The following is a 24682-nucleotide window of genomic DNA, read 5'->3' on the forward strand; positions in this document are numbered from 1 at the left end:
ATAAATGAAAAATCTTGATGTTCAACACTATCTTAATATCTACTCTATCAGAAAAGAAATGCAGGAAGAAGGGATAACTAATCCTAGTGAAGAAATAAAAAAATTTACAATAGACCTTGTTGAAAAATTAAAAAGTATGCATTTAGATGATGAAATAATCTTAACTGATGATTCTTTCTTAGATAGCAAAGGAAATTTGATTATAAAATTTCCCTCTAAATCATTAAAAAATCCGCCTCACAGCGGATTTTCTAATTTCTAATTTCTTCTCTTCAATTCTTTCTGTATCAATCCTAATTCTCTTCCCGTTTGTCCGGCAACAGAAGTATTTTCCTGTGCACGTCTTGTAAGATAAGGAACAACATCTTTCACAGGTCCATACGGAAGATATTTCGCCACGTTATAATGTTGGTTGGCTAAATAATAAGTAATGTTATCACTCATTCCATAAAGCTGTCCAAAATAGATATGCGGATTGTCGTGTTCTAATCCTTTAGTTTTCATTTTGTCCATTACCAATTCGGATGACTTTTCATTGTGTGTCCCGAAAAATGCAGAAACCTTGTCCAGATGTCCCATTACAAAATCGATTCCGGCATTGTAATTATCATCAGTTGCTTGCTTATTCGGCTGGATTGGATCCGGATAATTTTGTTCTTCGGCTCTCTTTCTTTCTTTTTCCATATAAGCACCTCGAACAATCTTATAACCAATGAAATAACCTTTATCTCTGGCTCTTTCCAGATGAGCGTTCATATATTCCAGACGACCGGTTCTGTACATTTGGATGGTGTTCCAAACGATGGCTTTTTCCTTATTATACTTTTCCATCATTTCTTCGCAAAGCTGGTCAGCCGCATCCTGCATCCAGGTTTCTTCCGCATCTACCATTACTTTTTTATCGCTTTCGAAACAAAGTTTACACACTTCATCAAAACGCTGCACTACTCTATTCCACTCTTCTTTTTGGCTGGTTGTGAGTTCTTTTCCTTTTCCAACTTCTTCGTAGATATCAATTCTCCCAAAAGCCGTTGGCTTGAAAACGATAAACGGAATCGCCGGATTCCCAACAGAAAATCTCACAATATCCTTTATCTCTTTACAAACAGCATCAAAAACCTCTTCCTCTTCTTTCCCTTCAATCGAGTAATCGAAGATACTTCCAACGCCGCGCTTGAACATCTGTTTTACCACTTTCATACTTTCTTCTCTGGTTTCACCTCCGCAAAACTGTTCAAATAAAGTCTGCTTCACAATCCCGTCCACAAACGGAAAATTGTTCCTAACTGTAAAATTGAGAAGAGAAACGCCAATATTGGTCAATGCAGGCTGTTCAATCGCCTTGAACATCCAATAGGCTTTTTTGAGCTGAGCATCCGTTTTATCGGCAAATGCGAGCTTTGTATCATTGAAAATACTCATATCCAGAATTTGTCCCAAAAGTAAATATTATTTCGATTTTTGAATGACTTTTAAAGCTAAATTTTGTCATCCTGTATTATTTTTAAATCAAGACTCACATCTATAAAATCCTAAAAATTAAACAGTAGTATCAACATCACTTCATAATTAATAAAAATATCACCTAATCATGATAAATAATTAGCGATTGTGACCTTATATTTGTAAATTATATCTTCACTGTAATGATATTAAGGCGTATGTTTTTGAAACGAAAGATTTTCTGCACCAATCAATTGATTGTTCTGTTCATGTTGTTTTGTGCCAATCTGATGTTTTCTCAGAAACAGTTTGATGACGATGATATCTATAAAAATGCAGCGAAAAACCTGTATGCTCATCCGGAAAAAACCATAACTGTTTCCGAATATCTCTCTATCAACGCAGATTCCGATGAAGAACGTTCTAAAGCTTTGAATCTAAAAGCTGAAGCACAAATCTTGCAGGGAAATTACATTGTGGCATTAAACGCACTTCTGGAGTCGCTACATTTAAATTCCGAAAATGATGATTCCCCAGCAGTTTTAAGAACCAATCTTATCTTGAGCGAACTTTACAGGAAATTAGGAATCATTCCAAAAGCTGAAGAAAAACTAAATTTTGTTGAAGAGAAAATCAATCATAATGCTACTGAAAATCCGAATAAAACAAGCCTGTATATCGATTTTCTTACGGCAAAATCTGCACTGCTTTATGAACAAAAAAAATATGATGAAGCGATAAAAGTCTTTGATGAAAGACTTCTTGAAATATATTCTCACCAATTTCAGTATCCAATTTCAAAAGCTTACAATCAATTGGCAAAAACATATGGAATCATAAAACAATGGGATGATTCTGCAAAATATGCCGGGAAATCGTTACAATTTTCTTTAGAATCTGGCCTAGGGGAAAATTATCTGGCCTATGCAGAGTTGGAACGCGCAAAAGCCAATTTTGGTAAGAAAAACAAACAACAATATCTCAGCGAAGTTCATCAACTTCTTGCATCATCGGAAAAAGTTTATGATGTGGTTTTGAAAAAGAATATTCATCAATTTTTGGCTGATTTTTATTTGTCAGAAGGTGATAACTCCAAATATCAATTCCATAATTTAAAATATCTTGAACTGAATGAATCTATCATTTTATCTCAGCAAAAAGCAAGTGATTTGATACTTTCACTCACTGAAAATGATTTGAAAGTCAAAGATAATCAAAGATATAAAACTAATCATATTTTGATCTGGGTGATCTGTTTTGCTATTATAATTCTTGGTCTTGTATTCTGGTTTAGGTTCAGGACAAAGCAGAATTACAACAATTATAAGGAATATATCAAAAAGCTGAAAAACAAGCAACAAAAGTCACAAATGCTTGTTCCTAAAACTGAATCTGTAGAAGAAGTTTCTAAAACACCACAGTTTATCCCTGAAAAAACGGAGCAGATTCTATTAGAGAAACTACTGGCTTTTGAAAATGGAACAAACTTTACCAAGAAAAGTCTCACGCTCCAGTCTATGGCAAAAGAGCTTGACACCAACACAAGATATCTTTCTGAAATTGTAAACAAACACAAGCAAAAGAATTTCAATTCTTATATTAATGAACTAAGAGTCAACTACATTATCAACAAACTGAGAAACGAGCCAGCTTTTCTAAACTACAAAATAAGCTATCTTGCTGAGGAAAGCGGATTTACTTCCCATACTTCGTTTTCAACTGTTTTTAAAGCCGTTACAGGAATTCCGCCAAAAGAATTTATCAGTTTTATCAAAAAAGAAGTTTCCTTAACCCATTGATTATGAAAAGCCTTTTCCAAAAAATAAACAAAGTTATTTTAGTCTGGATTCTTCTTTTTGTAGTTGATTTACAGACTTTATCAGCGCAAAAGAACGTTGATCCTCATTTAGATTCGCTTTTCCTGATGATGAATTCTAATCCTGACAAAGTGATAAAGTTAGGAACCGAACTCTATAAAAAATACAGGGGAAATCCCAAAATGGAAATTTCTATTCTCACCATTATCGGCAGCAGCTATTCTGTAAAAAAAGAATATGAAAAAGCCATTGAGTATGCTTTTAAAACAAGAGAAATTTCTCAGAAAATTAATGACTATCCTACACAAATTCAAGTGGCGGGATTCATTGGTGAAAAATATCATAATCTCAATATCTACAGCAAAGCCAAATATTACGCAGACGAAGCTTATGAACTGATAGAAAAACATCCTTTGCCCGACGATTTGAAATTTTATAAAGGCAACATTCTCTATCTCAAAGCTTTGATATATCGAGAGGAATTGGGATGTGATTTTGCTAAAACTTATTATAACAAAGCCCTTGAAGTTTATATCTCCGCCTTGAAGAATCGGGAAATGCTTAGGTTTTCCATTGCAGATATTTACAACGAAATTGGAAGCTGTTATCTGGAAGAGAATAAGTTAGAAGAAGCGAAAGGCTCATTTGAAAATTCTTTACAATATACTTTCAACGGAAATTATGATTTACTGAATGCAGAAAGTCGTGCAGGACTTGGTCGAATTCTTTATCTGCAAAAAGATTATACAAAAGCCAAAACAGAATTTGATAAAGCCATTCAGATTTTAAAATCCAACAAAATAGAAAATGCAAATCCAGAAGTATACAAATATATTTCTGAAAACTATTACGCTCTAAACGACATAGAAAATCACAGATTGTATCTTAATTTTTATAAGCAAAAAACAAGTACGGACAGCAACGCAAAAAGACAATCAGTCAATGAAATTATTGTTAAAAAAACTGCTGAGGAAAATTCGGACAACGACAATAGCAGTAAATACTGGATCATCTCCATTCTTGCTATCCTGATTGTTTTAATTATTTACCAGATCATCCAGACCAAAGTCAAAATTGCAAAACTAAAAAAGCAAATTTCAAAAGACGATAATACTTTTTCCTGATCACAATATCGCAAAGTTCTTTCAAAAACACCGAATATTTCTTCATTTTTAAAGCATAACAATAGGAATCATCAGGCTTCTGTTCTATGTTTGTTGCAAAATGAAATATATGAACAAAGCGTTAACTTTTTTTTCTTTGTTGAGTTTTCTGTTCACTTTTGGACAATCGGATCCGGTATCGCTTCCGTACTCCAACAGCTTTGAAACGGAAACGGAACAAAATTATTGGTACAAAATGATGTCAGGTCCTGGAACTCCCTGGGAATTTTCTGATGAAACCAGCACAGTCTATGGTCCTTCACAAGGCCAGTATTATGCAAGAGCCCAGAGCGACTTCGAAAACGGAGGATCAGCATGGCTCATCTCGAAAGGGATCAAGATTGAAGCCGGTCATACTATTGCACTGGATTTCGATTACCGATCCAGTCTGAATACTCTTTTTCCGGTTAAATTAAAAGTGGTATTGAAACAACAACCAATTCCTGTTCTTGACAATTCGACAGAATTATGGGTTAACGAAAACATTCAGATCAATACTTATCAGAATGCACACAAGACATTCGAAGTTTCTGAAACCGGTACATATTATCTGGCTTTTTACTTTTATCCGGATCCTAATATGGGATATATTAGTTTGGATAATATTAATCTATACGAAGAGTTATGTCCGAAACCCGTAAACGTAAAAGCAGTTCCGGGTCAGACTACAGCAAACATTTCTTGGGAAAGTGCTTCAACGCCCGGTGCAGGATTTGAGTATGTGATTAAAACGCCGGGATCAGGTATTCCTACTGAGCCGGGCACTCCAGCACAAGGTCTCTCTGTAACTGCTGAAGGTTTACAGCCAGCGACTCAATATGAACTGTACGTAAGATCTGTTTGCGAAGCAGGCTCACTTTATGGAAAATGGTCCAGTCCTGTTGTTTTCAAAACCTATCCAGCCACAACAGCAGCTCCTGTAAATCTGCCATATAATGAAAGTTTTGAAGGCGATAGCCGTTGGACACTCCTTGAACCATCAGTTGGAAAGCCTTGGGTAAAAGGTGATTTTGATTCAGGCCCTGGAGGACTGTATGGTCCATCTGACGGAAAAAACTATTTAATGCACGATGACAGCGAAAATATTTCCGACGCCTGGGTTATCTCCAGAGGAATTAATCTTCCGGGAGGTAAGGAAATTACTTTACAGTTTGACTACAAATCTAGTCAGGACGAATATTATCCGCAAAAAATGAAAGTGGTTATAAGCAAAGACCCTTTCCCTTCTGCAAACTCTGTCGAGATCTGGAATAATGATTTTATCCAAAGCACAACTTACAACACTGCTAATATAACGTTTACAGTTCCTGAAAATGGTATTTATTATTTAGGCTATCAAGCGTATTCAGATGCCAATTATGGTTACCTGATGTTTGACAATGTAAAAGTCTCAGACAAAGAATCTTCACCTTGTGAGTATATTCTTCGTCTAAAAGATTCTGAAGGAGACGGCTGGAACAATAATACAATGAATCTGTATGTGAACGGCGACGCTGTTTTTACAGATCAGACATTACCGATTGGTGACGTTTTGGATTTTACTTTCAAAATCAATTCTGGCGATGCCATTACTACAGTCTGGAACGGCGGAAGCCACAGTGGTGACGAAACCAGCTATGAAATTCTGGACTCTAATGGAAATATTGTTGGAAGTGCAACCGAGCAAAGTATCAGCACGCCAATCATTGCTTCTTGCCCAAGCTGTGCAAAACCTTCTAATGTTGTTGCCAATTATGGACAGACAACTGTAGATTTGACCTGGGATTTCTTGACAGCACCTTCGAATGGTTATGAATATGTGGTGCAGCCAATAGGAACTGGTTTACCATCTTCCGGTACAGCTGTCAGCATCACTCAGACTCACGTAGAAGATTTATCTCCGGAAACAGCTTACGAAGTTTATGTAAGATCTAATTGTGGAGAAAATACTTATAGTTCTTGGTCTGGTCCTGTTTATTTTAAAACTTTACCAAATCCTGGGTCAGCGGTCAATTTGCCTTATAAATACGGGTTTGAGACTGATGATGAATGGATCACACAATCGATATCACGAAATAATGAGTGGTTGATTGACTCAACGTATCCTTTGGAAGGAGAGTTTAATGCGATTCAAAATTTCAACTATTACTTTAATGCTAATTCCTGGTATTTCTCAAGAGGTTTAAATCTGCAAGCTGGAAAAGAAATCTTAATCAAATTTAAATACAGATCATTAGGTAACAATGTTCCATTAACTTTTAGTATTGCGGATAAGGCTTATGCATTTGTTCAAAAAAATAACATTATTTGGAGCAAAAATATTAGCAATGATAAGTATGACGAGGCAATTTTATCATTTACACCCTCCAGTTCAGGTGTTTATTATTTAGGATTCAATTCCTTGGCTGCCAAGGGAACATCAGCATTAATTGATGACGTCCAAGTTTACCTGGTTGGAATGCCAAACGCACCTACCTGCAAATATACTTGTCCTGGAAACTTAAACATCAATACTAATCCGGGAAATATTGGTGCAGTAGTGAATTACAGTTTAAACTTTGCTTGCGTAACTTCTCCAACGGGTGTATTTTCAGTATTGGCACAAGGCTTACCTTCAGGCGCAATTTTTCCTGTCGGAGAAACAACGGTTAAGCACAATCTGATTTTCAATGGTGAAATTATTGACACTTGTAGTTTCATAGTCAAAGTTGAAGAGAAGCTTGGAACCGCAGATAATAACAAAGATGACGGACTTCAATATTATCCAAACCCTGTTGTTGATAATCTGACAGTCAAAATGAATGGCGACACGATTGAGAATATTACCATTTACAACTTTGCAGGAAGCGTGGTTAAGTCTGAAAAGACAAGCACTAAAACAGCTAAAGTAGACATGAGAAATTTACCTTCCGGTGTCTATATTGTGAATGTGAAAACAGTATCTAATGTGAAATCATTCAAGGTGATTAAGAAATAAGAACTAATAACCATAATAAACAACTCCCAACTGAATTTCAGTTGGGAGTGTTTTTTTTAAATGAATTGAAAATTCAATAATATATCAATGCAGAAAATGTCTCATTCCTGTAAATAACATCGGGATTTTATGTTCATTTGCCGCTTCAATAGAGTCATTATCTTTCATACTTCCGCCGGGTTGAATAATCGCTTTAATACCTTCCTGCGCACAGAAATCTACCACATCTCTAAAAGGGAAAAAGGCATCCGAAGCCAAAACCAATTCACCATCGAATTTCGATTTTGCTCTTTCAATTGCTTGTTGCGTTGCCCAAATCCTGTTCACTTGTCCTCCACCTATTCCGATGGCCTGAACGCCATTTGATACAACAATTGCGTTGGATTTCACATATTTAACAACTCTTTGAGAGAACAACAAAGCTTTTCTTTGTTCTTCCGTCGGAGCCGTTTCTGTCATCAATTTGATATCTTCTGAGAATTGGTCGTCTGCATTCTGAACCAGCATTCCGCCATCAATTTTTACCCAAACCTGTTTGTCAGTAACATTGTTTTTGATTTTGATGATTCTAAGGTTCTTCTTTTTTCTAAGAATTTCCAGAGCATCTTCGTCAAAGTCTGTTGCCATCACGATTTCGAGGAAAGTTTTGTTGAGTTCCTCAGCCGTTGCCGCATCTACTTTATAATTCATTCCGATGATTCCTCCAAAGATGGAAATCGGGTCACATTCGAAGGTTTTTGTGTAAGTTTCCAAAGCTGTAGTTCCAACTGCAACACCGCAAGGGGTAGAATGTTTTACAGCACAACAAGCCAATTCTTCTTTGAACTCGTTAGCCACTTTCCAACACAAATCCATATCGCGAAGATTATTGAAAGACAATTCTTTACCTCCCAAAATCTCAAAATCTTTCATTGCGCCATTTTCAAAAGTCGAAGTGTAATAAGCGGCAGACTGATGAGGATTTTCGCCGTAACGCAGGTCTGAAACCTTTTTGTAAGAAGCGTTCAGGTAAGTCGGATATTCCTCATCCAAAAGCATTCTGGAAATTGCTGCATCGTACGCAGAAGTCAGATTGAATACTTTTCCAGCCAATTTTTTTCTGGTTTCGATTGTTGAATCTCCGTTGGCAGACATTTCGTTTTGAACAACTTCATAATCATTAACATCTGTCAAAACTGTTACCGAATTGAAATTTTTAGCTGCAGAACGCAACATAGAAGGACCACCAATATCAATGAATTCTACTTTTTCGTGAAGAGAAATATCTTTGTTCACATTTTCAAAAAACGGATAAAGATTCACAATCACCATATCAATCAGTCCGATTTCGTAATCCTGAACTGTTTTCATATGTTCCTTGTTGGAACGAACTGCCAACAATCCGCCGTGAACTTTTGGATGAAGCGTTTTCACTCTTCCGTCCAGCATCTCCGGAAAATCGGTTACTTCATCAATTTGGATTGGATTAAGTCCAGCTTCTTTCAAATGTTTGAAAGTACCACCTGTGGAAATCAATTCATAATTGTTAGCTTCCAAAAATTTGGCAAAATCTACCAAACCGCTTTTATCAGATACGCTGATAAGTGCTCTCTTTTTACTCATTTTTTCTTTCAAATTTTACTTTTTACAGTTTTATTCAAACTGTGATTTACCGGTTCTTTCACCTCCGGATTTACTTTTTATTTACTTTAGATTTTATCTTTTATTAATTAAAGTTAATTTTAATTAAAATTCATAAATCATTACATTAAAATAATTTACGAATTAAAATATCATTTTTACTTTAACTAAATTAATTCTATTTATTAAGAACCAAATCAATGGCTTTCGGGAAAATATCATATTCAATTTGATGAACTTTTTGAGCTAATGTTTCTGCTGTATCATTTTCATCAACATTAAATTTTCCCTGCATAATAATCTCCCCTTCATCGATTCCCGAAGTCACAAAATGGACGGTTGCTCCACTTTCTTTTTCTCCAGCTTCAATCACGGCATTGTGAACGTGATGTCCCCACATTCCTTTTCCTCCAAATTTTGGCAACAACGCCGGATGAATATTAATAATCTTACCTTCCCATTTTTGACAAAACTCAGGTTTCAAAATGGATAGAAAACCAGCCAGGACAATCAAATCTGTATTTTCTGGAATTGCTTTTTCTAAGTTTTCAGAAAAGTCTCTTCCTCTTTTGATTAATTGAGTCTGGATATTATGTTTTTCTGCTCTTTCTAATCCGAAACATTCTCTGTCTGCAATTACCAGATTCATTTTTGCATTTCGGATTTCGCCGTTGTCGATGCAGTCAATGATTCTTTGAAGATTGGTTCCTGAACCTGAAATTAAAATGGTAATGTTCTTCATTTTTTATGTTGTCCTCTACTCACTAGCCCCGATAGTAGCGGCATCCTTTTTTGTTTTTTCTTGTAAATTTCTACTGATGACAAATCGTCGTAAAACAAAAAAGATATAGCGGATAGCGGGAAATAGCTCCTAAAATTTTAAATCGATTTTCTCGCTCCCTTCTGTTATTTCGCCTACAACATAAGCATCTTCCAAAAGGTCAAGGATTTTGTCAACGTGATTCTCATCGGTCACCAAAACCATCCCTACACCCATATTGAAAGTCCCGTGCATTTCTTTTCTATCAATGTTTCCTCGTTTTTCTAATTCTAACATCACCGTTGGAACTTTGATTTTAGATTCATCGATAGTGGCGCGAAGTCCTTCCGGAATGATTCTCGGAACATTCTCGTACAATCCGCCTCCTGTGATGTGCGCAATCCCGTAAACCGGAACTTCTTCCAAAACTTTGTGAATGTCTTTGTAATATAATCTTGTCGGTACAAGCAAAGTCTCATACAATGGTTTTCCTTCGAATTCTTCTTCGAAATTTGGGAAAATCTTTCTTACCAATGAAAAACCGTTGGAATGAAATCCAGAACTTGGAATTGCAATGATTTTGTTTCCTTTTCTGATTTTTGAACCGTCAATAATCTGGTCTTTCTCTACAATTCCTACACAGAATCCAGCTACATCGTAATCGCCCGGCTGATACATCCCCGGCATCTCTGCAGTTTCGCCCCCAATCAAAGCGCAATTGTTATCTTTGCAGGCATCCACCATACCTAGAACGATTTCTGCAGCGATGTTTGAATCTAATTTACCACAAGCTAGATAATCTAAGAAAAACAATGGTTTTGCGCCGTGACAAAGAATATCATTGGCACACATTGCAAAACAGTCGATACCAATAGAATCGTATTTTTTGGAATCCAAAGCTACTTTCAGTTTGGTTCCTACACCATCTGTTCCGGAAACCAGAACCGGATTTTTGTAACCGGCTATTTCGTAAAACGCTCCGAAGCTTCCCAGATTGTTCAGAACATTTTTGTTATGGGTTTCTGCAACGGCAGATTTGATTTTGTCAACGGTTTTGTAACCTTCTTCCTTATCTACACCGGCTGATTTATAGGTATTGCTCATTTTTACTTTCAGAATTGCGATTCTTTCGATTCTTCCAAGCTTTGACACCTGAAAGAATCTTAGAATTCATTAGATTTATTTCAAACTTTACTTTTCAATTTTATCAAATAAAAAAGCCGACAATCTTAGAGATATGTCGGCCGTTATTTTAACTCACAAGTTCGGAGGTGTTATTGTAATTCTCTTTGCAAGAATCAGAATACTGTTGGAAATGAACTTGTGGGATTTTCATCGGATTAAATTTCATTTTTCTTTGTTGCAAAGTTAAGCATTCTTAACACAACATTCCAAAATGTTATCCAAAAAAGTTTTTAACAATAGATAATTTCTCCTGAAACTCAGCATTCTTTTCTTCATCCACAATCCCTTTTTCGATATCAAAAGTCTCTTTGAACTTAGGCAAATAGAAACTTTGAAGCACGTTTGCACCACTGGATTTAGCTCTTGCTTCAAATGCTGCAACCACGTGTCTTCCACCACCAGGGCCGGTTGCTGTAGCTAAAACAAATACAGGTTTTTCGCCGAAATGTTTTCTGTCTTTGATTCTGGAAACCCAGTCGAATACATTTTTAAAAGCTACTGTGTAAGAACTATTATGCTCTGCCAAAGCTATAATCAACAAATCTGTCGCATCTATTTTCTCGGCAAATCTTAACGCCAGAGTCGGAATACCGTCGTGCTTTTCTCTGTCCACACTGAAGATTGGCATCTCGTAATCGTTCAAATCAAGAACTTCTACTTCAGCGCCATTGAATTGTTTTGCTGTGTATTCTACTAATATCTTATTGATGGATTCTCTGGAATTGCTTCCTGCAAAAGCTAATATTTTCATAAGTATAAATTTTAAAGCGGCAAATGTAGAGACTTTAAACCGAAAATGGATTGATGTAGGTTAGTTTTTAGAATAAAAAAATTGAGCATCAGATACTCAATTTTCAACATAACTTTTGATAAGATATTCTATTTGACAGCAGCTTTGGCTTTTTCAGACTCCATCAAGTGATGTTCCAATGTTGAAACCGTTTTACCAGCAAAAGATTTAAGCGAAGATTCCGTTCCTTTAGACGCTTCTTCTTTGAATTCTGCAATATCTTTTTTATGATCGCTGACCATCAAATCTGCATAAGCACGATCAAAGTCGGCTCCTTTTTTAGCTTTCAGATCATTATATTTTTTCTGTTTTTCTGCATCCAGACTTGTTGGTAAAGTATAACCAGCTGTTGATGCCCATTGCTTCAGTTCACCATTTGCTTTGCTGTGATCTTTTACCATCATTGCTCCTAGAGATTTTACAGTAGCATTGTTAGCGTTTGTAGAAGCGAGCTGTCCCATCATCACTTCCATCATTCCACCTCTTGCAGCGGCATCAGCAAATTTTTTGTCCTGTGCACTTAAATTAGCAGTAGCACTGCTATTAGCTCCTGCAGAAACCGAATCTGCCACCATCATTGTGCTGTCGTTGCCGACTGTTGCAGAATCATTAGCCATCAATTCGGTGCTATCACCAGTGGTGTTCATTGTTGTCGTGTCACTTTTCTTGCAGGCCATAAGAGCTACAACAGCCAGAAGGCTTAAAATTGAATTTTTCATAATAATATTTATTTAGTGTGAGTAATGACATTGACTTAACAATTTGTCTGCCAAATAATTACTTAGATCAGGCATTATGAATTCTGTTCGCAATTCAATTGAAAATAAAAAAAGGGAGAGAAACAAATTTGAGCTGCTTCTCTCCCGATAAGTATAAATAATATATGGATTATCAGGAAAGAGGACATTGCTGCCCTCCTTATCAAAAAATCTAATAAACTATGAACTAGATTTCTTTGAAATTTTCATATCAAAGTATTTGCCAAATTATGAGATTTAGAATTGAAATTTTAAATCAAATTTAATTGATATAGTTTATAATCAATACAATAAGGATTTACTAATGCTTATCGAAGATGAATTTTAATTATTTTGCTCATTTTATCAAATTGTTATTAAAGTAACTTTTAAACAAACGAATTATTACCCAAATCTATTTATGGTCTTAAAATTGATATTAATTTTCAAATACAATTTACTATTTGATTTAATTAATACCTCTTCCATTATGATATTTGATAAAAACTACCTAAAACCGAGTAATGAGAATGCATATTTCGTTTATCAAGAAGAGCAGGAAAACACGAGTTTCAACAATCCTTATAACGATAATCCTTATATGATAAGTTCCCTGCAGAAAATCAAAAGACATCTCAAATGTAAAAAGAAAAAGGCGGTTATAGATGAATGTCTTGATGATTACAAAGATCAAATCGTAGATAGACCGCAACTCAATCACGTTTTTGAACCTAATGATATACAAGCTCCCAAAGCGACGATTGCCGACTATGCAAAGGCTTCTTATCAAAAAGTGTTGAAAGACCTGGAAAATATACAGAAATTATTAGATCAGCTTAATACCCATGAGGTTCGTTTATAAATAAAGTTGATTATCAGATAATAAAAAACTCCTGAAGATTGAGTCTTCAGGAGTTTTTTATTTTTAAAATTAAAGATTTTGATCTTCGTGTTTTCCCTCTTTGATTTCTTCTACCATTTTCGCATTGAAAGCTGGTAAATCTTTCGGAGTTCGGCTGGTTACCAGACCATTATCTACCACTACTTCGTTATCTTCCCAAACAGCGCCCGCATTTTTAAGATCAGCACTTATAGAGTTTACCGAAGTCATCTTTCTACCTTCTACAGCACCTGCATTGATCAAAATTTGCGGACCGTGACAAATCGCAGCGACCGGTTTATGTTGTTTAAAGAAATCCTGAACAAAAGATATAGCCTTATCATTGGTTCTCAGTTGATCCGGATTGATAACACCCCCGGGAAGAACTAACGCATCGTAATCAGAAGCTGAAACCTGATCCAAAGTTTTATCCACCTCATAATCTCGTCCCCAATCTTTCTCAGCCCACGCTTTGATAGTTCCTGATTTTGGACTAACGATATGCGTAATCCACCCAAACTGTTGTAGATAATCTTTTGGAGATTTCAATTCGCTTTCTTCGAAGCCATCTGTTGCTAGTATTGCAATTTGCTTTGACATAATAAATATTTTTTGTGATTAATATGGTCACAGTAAGGAAAATATTATGCCGACAAAGACAATTAGAATTATAAAACTTTGTTAAATCAGATTGCAGGTTACGGAGTTCTTAGTTTCATTGGCATAAATCGGTTTTTAAATTACAAATTGACAACTGCATTATGGCTAACTTTGCAACTCAATTAATAGAAAAAAATGACAGTAAATGATTTGGTAGGAAATTACTCTGTTGAAGGCAGCAATCAGGATGAGAATGGGATTGCTTATCACGGAATATTGACATTAAGTCTTGACAATAATAACAGGATTGTGGCTAAGTGGACTATTGGCGATCATATCCAAAATGGTAGTGGTTTTTTCAAAGATGATATTCTGGTTATCAATTTCAATTATGAGGATGAGGAGGATAAGGTCTATAAAGGCGTGGCAGTCTATCGATTCATCAATCCAAATACTTTAGATGGCTTCTGGTCAGAGAAACACGGCAATCCGTTATATCTTGGCAGTGAATATTGTGTTAGAATTCCAGCTCCTGAGTTTTTGAATTAAATCTGTCATTGCGGACCAAGCAAAGCAACCTCACCGGTTCGAGTAGAGAAATGTATTGAAACTACAGTAACAGCATTAATCATTCATAACTTATAATTATATCAGCTTATTTTCGGCTGCTATCTTCACAAGCTCTATCATATTTTTGGCTTTAAACTTCTGAAGCAGATTTCTGCGGTGGGTTTCTACAGTAATAACTGATATAAACAACTTTTCTCCAATCTCAATAGAAGTATGACCATCTGCAATGGCTGAGAGAATCTGCTGTTCCCGCTTTGTCAATCTGGGCAATTCGAAGTTGTCTGAGGAAGCACGGAGCATTATTTCCTGAACTTCTTTACTTAAAGCTAAGTCACCATTGATGGCTTTATCTATACAATCGGTGATTTCTTTGGGATTGGCGTTTTTGAGTATATAACCATTACCACCATTTTCCAGAAAGCGAAAGATGATACTGCGCTCTGCCTGATTGCTGATGCCAATGACAATGGTGTTGGGTAGTTTCTGTTTGATGCTTTTACAGAAGTCAAGACCGCTGCCATCGTTGAGGACAATATCCAGCAATACAACATCCACTTGGTTTTCCTGAATAAAATCCAAAATAGCAGACCCTTTGGTAAAGGAAAAGATTTGGAATTGATTATCTTGTTGCAAAAGTGATTTAAGACCTTCCAGAATCATTGGATGGTCATCTACGATAGCCAGATTGAGTCGGGGTTTGTTATACATGGCATTCTACATTGATGGTTGTTCCTTCGCCTTTTGCCGAATGGATCTCTACTTTTCCATTAATCAGACGAACACGGTTCTCTATGTTCTTTAAACCTAATCCGTATGTGATTTTGGACTTATCGAAACCTACGCCGTCATCTTCCACCGTCAAGGTAAGGGTATCACCATCCTGGCTGATCTGGACAATCACATTGTTCGCCTGCGCATATTTGATGACATTGCTGATGCTTTCCTGTGCAATACGATATAATGCCAACTGAATCTGGAAAGGAATCTTATCAGACACATCAAACGCTTCAAACTGAATTGAGAGATGCTTGTGTATCATCGATTCGCAGAGTTCTTTCAAGGCAGTTTCAAATCCTAAATTTTTGAGCGTCTCAGGCATCAGGTTTCTGGAGATTCTTCTCATCTCTGAGATAGACTTATCTAATTTCTCAACTATATCAGTCGATTGGTAAAGCTCATTAGAAGAAATGGACATTCTGATATTAGCCAACATCCCGCCCATACTGTCATGGAGATCCTGAGCAATGCGCTGTCTCTCCTGCTCTTCTCCCCGCAATACCGCTTGGGTTGCTTCATATTTTCGTTCGTTTTCTATGTGAACAAGATCTTGCTGATGGCTGATGCTGATTTGCTGATTCAGCTTTTGTTGTTTTCTGTAAGTTAAATAAATCAGAACAGCAATGATGAGACTTAATCCTAATGCAATAGCTAAGATGGTAATACGCAGGTTCTTGTTTTTGGCAATCAACTCATTTTCTTTTTTCTCCTGTTCCAAATGATTAATGGTCTTTTGCTTTTCTGTGGTCTTATGCAGGATTTCGTATTCATTCAGTTTCTGTAGAAGCTTTTGCTGATTCAGGCTGTCGCCCAAGTCATTGGATTTCTTCATCCATTGGTAGGCTTCTTTAGATTGACCCAAAACATCATTCACAGCCGCCAGTTGCGTGTAGGTAATTCTTCTATTAAGCGCTTCTTTACTTAATATATTTTCTTTGAGGATTTGTTCCAATTGTTGCTTGGCTTTAACATAATCCTTCTGCATCAGATAGACATTGTACATTCTGAAATACAAAAGATGCAAAAGCTTCAACTGATTTTTAGCTTTAGCCATCTTCACACCAACATCCAGACTGTTAAGCGCTTTTGGATAATCCTGTTTGGTGGTATAGTACATCGCCTCCTGATAGTAGTAATTGGCATAATGCTGGGACTGAGGATAATTTTGAATCATCGTTTTGGCTTTATCCAAATAAACCTTTGCGGTTTTGCTGTCGGGTTTGTAGCAATAGTTACTTACAAGATTCAGATAGGTAATCAGATGAACCGTCTGTGCTTTCGGGATCTGCTTCAATACTTCCAAAGCCTTTTTATGGTATTCTTCCGCTTTGTCCAACTGTCCTACCGACATAAACGTCAATCCCAACTGGGTGTAGCTGTATGCGAGCAGTTCCCTGTTGTTGGTTTTCTCACTCAGCGGGATGCATTTTTCTGTCAAAGCCTTAACCAAGAAATCATAACTCTTGTCCTCTATCTGGATATAAGCCTCATTGTATAACGCTTTTATCAGGATGCCTGAGTTTTTCTTATCGTTCTGCAGGAGTTTTACCGCCTGTTCATAATGTTTCTTAGCATCTGTCCTGCTTCCCTGATTGGTAGCGAATATCCCTTGGTAATATTCTATCAGACCTTTTGAAAGGAGATTTTTCTTAGGGGAATTTAATACCATGTTCAGAGCCTGAACGCTTTTCAGACTGTCAGTAGGTGCCCAATATTCCGATAACAGTAGGTAATTTTGCAGAATTACTCTATCATCCTTACTTGTTTTAATGGTATGATTAATCTGATCCAGATACCTGACCTCATCTATCGAAATCAGCTGCTGCGCTTTAAAGACCACAGCCCAAAACAAAAACACCAGTAATAAAAACGTATTTCTGAACATCATTCCCTAATTATACCACAAATATCTAAATAAAAAAAACGCAATACCTGACCCATACTCAAAATCATGGTAAACCATTAGAAATAAAATCATCGTTTATGATGATTGCCTCCCCAAGGCATTCTGCGGAAATTTGCGTTTCACAAACCTATAAAAATAATTTTATGAAAAAGATAAGCACCAGAATAGCTCTTTATGGCTTTTTATCTGTAATGGCTTTCGGAACAGTATTAACAAGTTGCAGCAAAGACAATGATGACATCGTGGACGAGGTTATTGGTCAAGGCAGCCATTACAAAGTGACCGTAACACTTGAAAATGTGAATCCAGACGATGATTTTGTCTCTGTAAGCTTAGCTGGAGGCACAGGCGGTACAAAGACTGATATCTGGAAAGTGAACGGCGTAGTAAGAACTGGCGAATCAGCGATTGGCCTAAATGATAATGACTTTGCAGGTGCTACAAAAACCTATGTAATCGAAACTACCGAACCTATCAGAGCCTTTGCCAATGGTGTACAGATCATCAACTACGGTGCTCCAATGATTGTGAAATACAAAATTGAAAAAGGAAGCAAGGTAGAAATTAACGAGAATCTAACCTTAACAGGAGACGGTGCTGATTTTACAAAACAGTATTCTTTCTAAACACAAATCTCACATATAGCATTGGTTTCCTAATACCAAGCGCTTATTTTATAAAAATCCTGAGACTGTTCTCAGGATTTTTTGTTTGTATCTGTTTCTCTAATTAATGTAAGTTTTTGATGTCTTGAATGTTATATTATTTTATACTAATGATTAAGAATACACTATAAGCTTAATTAAACAGAACTATCTTACCAGCTCCGTCTTAACTCCTTCTTTCTCCAACCGATCTCGCAATTCTTTGATATAAGCTTTAACTGTCTCTTCTGATTCTGAGAGAAGTGTGACCTTGGTAGAAAAATGGGTATTGAAACTCTTTTCACCGTTTTTCATCAAGATCTGCATTCTGCCACTGTAACCGCTATTGCTTCGATAGTTGGATCTGACTACTGAAAAAACGACTTTGTCAATCTCTATGAGTTGGTATCTTTTAAAGTTCAGGTTGTTGAACATCAAATAACCATCTTTCAAAATGAAAGGTGCAATCTTTTTGTTTCTCAACAGGAAAGCTACTAAACCTGCGATGCCACCTCCACACAAAATCAATAAATAAGGTAGGTACCAATCTCTGTTATAAGATACACTTGAACTTACCACCTTGCTGCTTGACGGACTTTGGAGTACTCCTGAACGACTTAGTTTCTCGATATCGTTATACCGAAGATCGGATTTGGAAAGCATAGCTCTGACCGTTGCTTCATCTTTGATCTCGTATACTGCTGAAGACATAAAACTGGAACTGCCGAAGTTATCAAAATAAAAGTAATGTTTACCCGCCTGCCAAATATTAGCGTAGGGATTCTCGCCATTGTCAAGTTTTTTAAACTCGGATGCAGCCGCATCTTGTAGCTCCATCAAATGGGTAGATCTGCTTATCAAACCTGTCTTTCTACCCCAATGTTCTGCCGCTCTCAAAAAATAAACTTTATTACCACTAGCAAAAACATCCGGAGCCAAATGAGTGAACTGATTATCTACAAATGGATTGTCTCCAGCCCGTTTTACTTTTTCAGATTCGGGGTTGTAGAAATAGATACCCTTCCGACTGCTAAACAGTGGCTGATTGGCGTGTTTCAGGTTTGAACTCAGCATTTTGTAAGGTTTTTTGGACACATCAAAAGTATGTCCGTCTGCATACACCATACCGTGAATATCATCAATAAGATAAGCGCTTCTGGACGGCACATCACCTTCTATCCCAACTTCGTGCAGACCCGTATTATAAGCAACAGGCAGCAATTGGTTTTCGTAATACACATTCTTGCCATCGGTAAAATAACTGGTACTCTCCCGCTCCTGTCTATCTACGTAACGGATGCTTAGCGGACGGATGGACTTAGGGTCAGCTTTTGGCATCACCAATCCCTTGAAAAAAGCCTGATGTGCATTGCCTCCAATATCAAACCCCTTCTGGGAAATATAAGCCTGATTTCTTGGAAGCTCAACAAAAGGATACCAATAGTTTTGCGGTTTCTCGGCAATACCCATACTTTGCCCAACCAATTGTATCACCTCTGTCATAGTGCCTAGTTCCTGATTACGCTCTGAATTTCTGGCGCAGAAGTAAGTGGTTTTGCCGTCGGTATAATAATTATTGGCAAGTGCTTTCAAGTTTTGGGGATTAAGGTCTTTGAGAATGATATTTCCAGCGTATACATGCTTGCCATCCCAACCGATGTGCGCATCTTTAAAATTATCCTCAAACGTTCTAAAAGTAGCAGCATTCGCTCCTTTCACTTCATAGTAGCCATTACTCGGTACCGCAGCATAAACTTTGCCTTCGTAGGTGCAAAACACACTGTTGAGATCGGTCTTTGGCGTGCTGTAAGTAATAGGTTCTGCTTTGTTTGATAAGGAGACATACAAAATACCAAAGCAAGCTACAAGGATCAAAACCAATAAGCTACCAACAAGAATTCGGAATTTATAGAACATTTAGATTATTTATAGTGGTTGATTCTCAAATTTAATAAAAAATGATTAAGGCTATTGATGCCTATGTATTTCATCCATTTACATACAGCTTCCTTATCAAAAAATGACTTGAATTGACAACTTGAGCAGCCATAAGATGACTTATCGGTTCGAGATATTGAATCATAGAAAGAACGAAAGTTAATTATTATTAATTAAGAATTTATCATAATAAAATTTTATTTTTGAATAATAATCCAATAAAATACAAAAATGAGCATCAATATATCATCTGTTATCAAGCGTCCTATTTTTTTGTTGATGTTCATTTGTTTTTCCTTCCACGCCTATGCTGCCAAAATATTGTGTCCAGACAATAAAGAATTTGATCCTCTAATGGATAAGGCGATTAAATTGAATTCTGAAAATAAAACGAAAGAGGCTATAGCGACACTTCAGCAACTTATTGATTTGGCAAAATCTATCGGTTGCGAAAAAGGGCAACTGGCAGCCACCAAAAATATGATGCTTGTCTATGCACAAGTTGGAAATTATAAAAAATCGCTTGAGGTTTCTAACGCTGTTATACATCTAGCACTTCAACAGAAAAATTATAAAACCTTATCAACGTTATATACAACAAGAGCAACATTGTACGATGAACTAGGATTGTACGAAGAGAGCTTAAAAAATTCTGAAGAAGCCATAAAATATGCAAAACTGATTCCTGAAGAAGATATCAGACATTATGAGTTGTCTTTTATCTATTTCAATTTATCCCCTTATTATCAGAATAGAGATGATTATCAAGTTTTATATTATCTTAAAAAAAGCAAAGAAGAAATCCAAAAAGTTAAAGATAATAGCAAAGATATCTCTGCAAACAAAAAGGTCGATATGTTGATTTCTATCAATATGAATCTGGGAACATATTATCACGATTCAAAAAATAAAGGCAGAGATATCAAATTATCTGAATTCTATTTGATGGAGGGATTGAAATTACTTGAAAATGTTAAAGAAGAGATTAATCCAGATACGACAATCGATTACTACCAGGCTGTTATGGAATTATACAAAACGAAAAAAGAATATGAAAAAGCTATTGAATATGGTCAAAAAGTTCTGACTCTGGAAAAATCCAATAGTTTGCCTTATGCCAGAAGAGTCACTTACATGGTCTTGGCAAAATCTTATCTGGGAATTAAGGAGAATGAAACGTCACAAAAGTATCTCGAACTATTTTCAAAACTGAATGACAGCATCAACAGCGCTGAAAAAGAAGCGGTAGAGGTTCCGGTAAAAAAAATAATTTCCGAAACAAAAACCAACAGTGAAAAGCAGATCAAAAAAATTATCATCATTTCTGCCGTTTTAATTTTACTGATTGTAATTGGTTTCCTTATTTACAAAAGAAGAAGCAACCGAATTCTCCACGAAAAATATCAGGCTCTTATTGATAAATTAAAAACAGAACAAAAAGAGATTTTTCCTGACGAGGTTGAGATAGAAGAAAATCCTATAGAATCGGTAAAAAATACAAATGTAATTTCTGATGAAACTCAAAAAACATTACTGAAAAAATTACAACGATTTGAAAATTCAGATCGGTATCTGAAAAAAGATATCAATCTCGCTTGGATGGCTAATCATCTCAACACCAATACGAAATATTTGTCTGAATTAATTAATACTCATAGAAACAAAAACTTCAGCAATTATATCAATGGTTTAAGAATCGATTACATTACCCGAAAGTTATATGAGAATCGAATGTATAGAGATTATAAAATAAGTTATCTTGCAGAAGAGTGTGGTTACGCTTCTCCGCAGGTCTTTGTCATTGCCTTTAAAAAAGAAACAGGTGTTACACCATCCTATTTTATAGAGAAATTAAACAAGCAGTTCCACACCGAAGCCGAAACTGCTTAGAATAAAAATACGCCTCAGATCTGAAGCGTATTTTTTTTAATGAAAATGAATTAAATTCCGAAGTTGATAAATAAGCTGAATCTGGATTTGGCTTCGATATCACCACCTGCTAGTTGGGTGTAAGCAGGTAACATCAGTTCGCTTCCGAGACTGAACTTCTTGTAAGACACTTCAAATCCCAGCTTACCATACAAGGCACTGCCGGCGGTTCTTGGTATCACTTCGGCAAACTGCTTGTTCCAATCATAAACTTCACCTTGCAATCCTAGCTTCCCAGAAAGGATGCTATTTTCATTGCGCCATAATCTGTAAAATCCAGTTGCAGCATAATTCCATTGGTTACCAAACTGGTAGTGTTTTTTGTTTTCGGTTTTGATGGTATAATCTGTATTTAGCATTAGTGCAAAAAGGTTTTTCTGGAATTTGTAGCTCAGTGCCAGTTGATAGTCCCAGCTTCCTGTTCCCAACTGGAAACTGGGATTGACGCCTGTAATGCCTTTCTCATCAAATCTGCCCAATGGAATCTTAATCCCAAATCCACCGTTTAATTGATGGTATTCGTTTTGGGATTTAAGAATTTCGTAAATACCGATTATGTTTGCATCTCCTATTCCACTGATATTGATATCACCCTGTAAAGTCTTCTTCTCATGAAATTGAAACGGAATACTTCCATAGATACTCAATTTCTGAGTTACCGGAATCTTACCCCAAACTTGAATGGTATTGAAATATTGATTCTGAGTCAAATCCTGCGTGAACAGGTTTTCTTTGGCTTTATAATGCTGAGCAAAATATTTGATTCCAATGAATTGGGGATTCAGTAAAGATTCGAAGCCAGAAGAACCGTTGCCCGCAGCACAACCGCAAGCATCACAGAAGAACGCTTCATACTTGGACAGTTTCTGTAACTGATTTTGGTATTGTGAAATATACAGACTGTCTTTTTCAGCCGCCAAAGCCGAATTGTGAAGAATTAAAACGAGGATTAAAATAAATTTCTTCATTATTCCGCAAATTGTTTGTTGTTCAAAAATTGCTGATCGCTGAGGGTTTTCAGGAAAGCAATGATGTACTGTTTTTCCAAAGTGGTCATTGAGATACCAATGTGTCCGTTCTGTTTCAGAATTGGATCCAGATTGGCTTGATTCTCTACGTTATCCGAATAAAAATTGAGAACCGCATCCAGAGAATAAAACCGCCCATCGTGCATATATGGCGCAGTATATTCTACATTTCGGAGACTTGGCACCCGGAATTTCATATTGTCATTCCAATCCAATGTTACGCGGTATCTTCCACGGTCGTCATACTGTGCATCATAATACATTCCGGTATTCCGGTAACTTTCATCCGTAAACAATTCCCCGGAATGACAGCTCGCACATTTGTTTTGAAATAATGCCATTCCTTTCGATTCGTCATTCGTAAAAGAAGCTGTACCTTTTTTCATTCTGTCGTATTTGGAATCGGCGGAAATCATTGTGACCATAAACTGAGATAAAGCTTTCAACACTCTTTCGCCGGTAATATTATCATCGCCATAAGCTGCTTTGAATAGCTTCCTGTAATTGGCATCTGCATTCAGCTTTGAAACGACTTCGGGCAGAGAACTGTCCATTTCAAAATCTGTGGTAATCGGAACCAGAGAACGCTCATCCAGATTATGGCTCACGCCATCCCAAGTATAGTTTTTGAGAAATGCCATATTCTGGATTGCCGGTGCGTTGCGGATTCCCAATTTATCATCAATACCGTGGCTCACAGGATGCCCGTGGTGCGTGAACGCATACTCCTGAATATGACAAAAGCCACAAGAAATGGTATTGTTACGGGACAATTTGCCTTCATAGAATAATTTCTTACCCAAGGCTACTCCATTCACAGTTATGGGATTTTTATTGATATCAAATGCCAATGCCGGAAAGTTGGTAGGAATCTCCAGATTGTAAGCTTTGTCTTCTTCAAAAACTTCGCCATCATATTCATTGGCGCAAGACATTATCATCCAAGAAAGCGTAATTAAGAAAATCCAAAGAGAACGTATTCGCCCTCCTTGGAATTGTTGACTCGGATTAATCATTGTGAACGTGGTCAACTTTGAACATATTAATGAGGTTATTGCTGACATTGACTAAATGCGCACTGCTTCCCATCGCCATATTGTTGGAAGTATTTAACGATAAAGTTGTTTTTCCGCTCAAGTACTGATTAAAGTCTGCCAAGATATGTACAGAAGGCGTAATCTCTTTAGTCACTCTGGCTGTAGTTGGTAAATCCAAAACCACTTCTCTGTATAAATCTGCTGTACCATTGGCTGTTGTATCGCCCATATTACCGCAATGGTTCATAAACTCAGTATCAGGTGTAGAGGTTCCATATTTACCTTCTAGTTTTGTGAAGATGTAACCGGCTGCCCAAGACCAAGCCATCCCTTCCTGTTTGGCTTTTTCCCAGAACAGTCCTTGTCCGTCCTGACCAATCAAATAAGCAATCGGACTGATTCCCAAACCTAGTTTGATTTTCTTGTAGTTGCCTTTTGGGATTTCGGTAAGGTTGATATACACAATTCCGCCCGTCGCTTCAGACTGATTGATTATAAAAGCACCTTTGTCTGGATTGTTGTAATTGTACTTGAATTCAGCTCCGTTTTCATCGATTAAGGAAATATTGCTGATGATGTATTTGAGAGTTGAAAACTGATGTTTCTGTCCATTGGATGAAGTTTGAGTTGTCTGATTAAGGACAATATCGCTAAGGTTATTGAAACCGTTTTCGAACTTAACTTGAAGACTTCCAGTTGTGTTATCTTGGATATCGTCATCATCGCTGTTACTGCAAGATGAAAGGGTTAAGAATGTAATGAATAGTAATGATAAGAGTTTATAGATTTTCATTTGTTTAGATGTTAAGTTGTTAAACTGTTGATTTGTTTAACTATTAATTGTATAGTTTTTGAACACAAAGGCACAAAAGGTTTTTGAGCAATTCTGTGTTTTAAGGCAC

At 36.5% G+C, this 24682-nt stretch carries 21 protein-coding genes; 8 read left to right on the forward strand and 13 right to left on the reverse strand.

Translation table 11 applies throughout. The features are described 5' to 3' along the window. Positions 1–4 precede the first annotated feature (4 nt). Positions 5–262, forward strand: coding sequence for a hypothetical protein (locus tag BUR19_RS09050; protein WP_074234985.1), 258 nt, complete (start codon positions 5–7; stop codon positions 260–262). Here the strand turns inward: BUR19_RS09050 and BUR19_RS09055 are convergent. Beyond that, positions 259–1422 (reverse strand): proline dehydrogenase family protein, encoded by a 1164-nt coding sequence (locus BUR19_RS09055; RefSeq protein ID WP_074234987.1) that lies wholly within the window; start codon positions 1420–1422, stop codon positions 259–261. The two genes, BUR19_RS09050 and BUR19_RS09055, sit on opposite strands and share 4 nt — an antisense overlap. Before the next feature lie 239 nt (positions 1423–1661). On the opposite strand from BUR19_RS09055, the gene BUR19_RS09060 reads away from it, so the two are divergent. From BUR19_RS09060 to BUR19_RS09070, 3 genes are all read left to right on the forward strand, one after another. Beyond that, positions 1662–3242 carry a response regulator transcription factor gene (locus BUR19_RS09060; RefSeq protein ID WP_074234990.1) on the forward strand — a complete coding sequence of 527 codons (1581 nt, stop codon included), beginning with the start codon at positions 1662–1664 and terminating at the stop codon, positions 3240–3242. Positions 3243–3244: 2 nt separating this feature from the next. Then, on the forward strand, positions 3245–4384 hold the full coding sequence (locus tag BUR19_RS09065; protein WP_074234992.1) for a tetratricopeptide repeat protein: 1140 nt from the start codon (positions 3245–3247) through the stop codon (positions 4382–4384). Between the two features lie 109 nt (positions 4385–4493). After that, positions 4494–7379: a T9SS-dependent choice-of-anchor J family protein gene (locus tag BUR19_RS09070; RefSeq protein WP_074234994.1), complete on the forward strand. Its 2886-nt coding sequence runs from the start codon at positions 4494–4496 to the stop codon at positions 7377–7379. Positions 7380–7463: 84 nt separating this feature from the next. Here the strand turns inward: BUR19_RS09070 and purH are convergent, their stop codons facing one another. From purH to BUR19_RS09095, 5 genes are all read right to left on the reverse strand, one after another. Continuing rightward, positions 7464–8981, reverse strand: coding sequence for a bifunctional phosphoribosylaminoimidazolecarboxamide formyltransferase/IMP cyclohydrolase (gene purH, locus BUR19_RS09075; RefSeq protein WP_074235622.1), 1518 nt, complete (start codon positions 8979–8981; stop codon positions 7464–7466). Positions 8982–9177: 196 nt separating this feature from the next. Next, entirely contained in the window at positions 9178–9741 is a 564-nt protein-coding gene (purN, locus tag BUR19_RS09080; protein ID WP_074234996.1) for a phosphoribosylglycinamide formyltransferase, read from the reverse strand. Positions 9742–9870: 129 nt separating this feature from the next. Continuing rightward, positions 9871–10863: a phosphoribosylformylglycinamidine cyclo-ligase gene (gene purM / locus BUR19_RS09085; protein WP_074235623.1), complete on the reverse strand. Its 993-nt coding sequence runs from the start codon at positions 10861–10863 to the stop codon at positions 9871–9873. 295 nt (positions 10864–11158) lie between these two features. Then, a complete protein-coding gene (locus BUR19_RS09090) occupies positions 11159–11695 on the reverse strand; it encodes an NADPH-dependent FMN reductase (RefSeq protein ID WP_074234998.1) in 537 nt (178 codons plus the stop codon). Between the two features lie 128 nt (positions 11696–11823). After that, positions 11824–12453 (reverse strand): DUF4142 domain-containing protein, encoded by a 630-nt coding sequence (locus BUR19_RS09095; RefSeq protein ID WP_074235000.1) that lies wholly within the window; start codon positions 12451–12453, stop codon positions 11824–11826. 508 nt (positions 12454–12961) lie between these two features. On the opposite strand from BUR19_RS09095, the gene BUR19_RS09100 reads away from it, so the two are divergent. After that, on the forward strand, positions 12962–13333 hold the full coding sequence (locus BUR19_RS09100) for a hypothetical protein (RefSeq protein ID WP_074235002.1): 372 nt from the start codon (positions 12962–12964) through the stop codon (positions 13331–13333). Positions 13334–13402: 69 nt separating this feature from the next. Here the strand turns inward: BUR19_RS09100 and BUR19_RS09105 are convergent, their stop codons facing one another. Then, on the reverse strand, positions 13403–13951 hold the full coding sequence (locus BUR19_RS09105) for a type 1 glutamine amidotransferase domain-containing protein (RefSeq protein ID WP_074235004.1): 549 nt from the start codon (positions 13949–13951) through the stop codon (positions 13403–13405). A 195-nt stretch (positions 13952–14146) separates the two neighbouring features. Here BUR19_RS09105 and BUR19_RS09110 point away from each other — a divergent pair, with 195 nt between their 5' ends. Next, positions 14147–14500, forward strand: coding sequence for a hypothetical protein (locus tag BUR19_RS09110; protein ID WP_074235006.1), 354 nt, complete (start codon positions 14147–14149; stop codon positions 14498–14500). Positions 14501–14596: 96 nt separating this feature from the next. Here BUR19_RS09110 and BUR19_RS09115 read toward each other — a convergent pair whose 3' ends face one another. Then, complete coding sequence (locus tag BUR19_RS09115; RefSeq protein WP_074235008.1) at positions 14597–15229, reverse strand: response regulator; 633 nt, start codon at positions 15227–15229, stop codon at positions 14597–14599. Continuing rightward, on the reverse strand, positions 15222–17186 hold the full coding sequence (locus BUR19_RS09120) for a tetratricopeptide repeat-containing sensor histidine kinase (protein ID WP_245799050.1): 1965 nt from the start codon (positions 17184–17186) through the stop codon (positions 15222–15224). The genes BUR19_RS09115 and BUR19_RS09120 overlap by 8 nt, the downstream gene beginning before the upstream one ends. Before the next feature lie 161 nt (positions 17187–17347). On the opposite strand from BUR19_RS09120, the gene BUR19_RS09125 reads away from it, so the two are divergent. Next, the gene (locus BUR19_RS09125; protein ID WP_074235012.1) at positions 17348–17830 is read left to right on the forward strand and encodes a hypothetical protein; all 483 of its coding nucleotides are present in this window, start codon (positions 17348–17350) and stop codon (positions 17828–17830) included. Between the two features lie 186 nt (positions 17831–18016). Here BUR19_RS09125 and BUR19_RS09130 read toward each other — a convergent pair whose 3' ends face one another. Beyond that, entirely contained in the window at positions 18017–19765 is a 1749-nt protein-coding gene (locus BUR19_RS09130) for a DKNYY domain-containing protein (protein ID WP_074235014.1), read from the reverse strand. Positions 19766–20017: 252 nt separating this feature from the next. Between BUR19_RS09130 and BUR19_RS09135 the strand changes: the two genes are divergently transcribed. Next, positions 20018–21676: a helix-turn-helix transcriptional regulator gene (locus BUR19_RS09135; protein WP_074235016.1), complete on the forward strand. Its 1659-nt coding sequence runs from the start codon at positions 20018–20020 to the stop codon at positions 21674–21676. Positions 21677–21726: 50 nt separating this feature from the next. Here BUR19_RS09135 and BUR19_RS09140 read toward each other — a convergent pair whose 3' ends face one another. The 3 genes from BUR19_RS09140 to BUR19_RS09150 are packed head-to-tail and all read right to left on the reverse strand — an operon-like array spanning position 21727 to position 24573. Beyond that, complete coding sequence (locus BUR19_RS09140) at positions 21727–22683, reverse strand: transporter (protein WP_074235018.1); 957 nt, start codon at positions 22681–22683, stop codon at positions 21727–21729. Further along, entirely contained in the window at positions 22683–23759 is a 1077-nt protein-coding gene (locus BUR19_RS09145; protein ID WP_074235020.1) for a cytochrome-c peroxidase, read from the reverse strand. The genes BUR19_RS09140 and BUR19_RS09145 overlap by 1 nt, the downstream gene beginning before the upstream one ends. After that, on the reverse strand, positions 23752–24573 hold the full coding sequence (locus BUR19_RS09150; RefSeq protein WP_074235022.1) for an MbnP family protein: 822 nt from the start codon (positions 24571–24573) through the stop codon (positions 23752–23754). The genes BUR19_RS09145 and BUR19_RS09150 overlap by 8 nt, the downstream gene beginning before the upstream one ends. Positions 24574–24682 lie beyond the last annotated feature (109 nt).

This window comes from Epilithonimonas zeae, assembly GCF_900141765.1.
Lineage (GTDB): Bacteria > Bacteroidota > Bacteroidia > Flavobacteriales > Weeksellaceae > Epilithonimonas > Epilithonimonas zeae.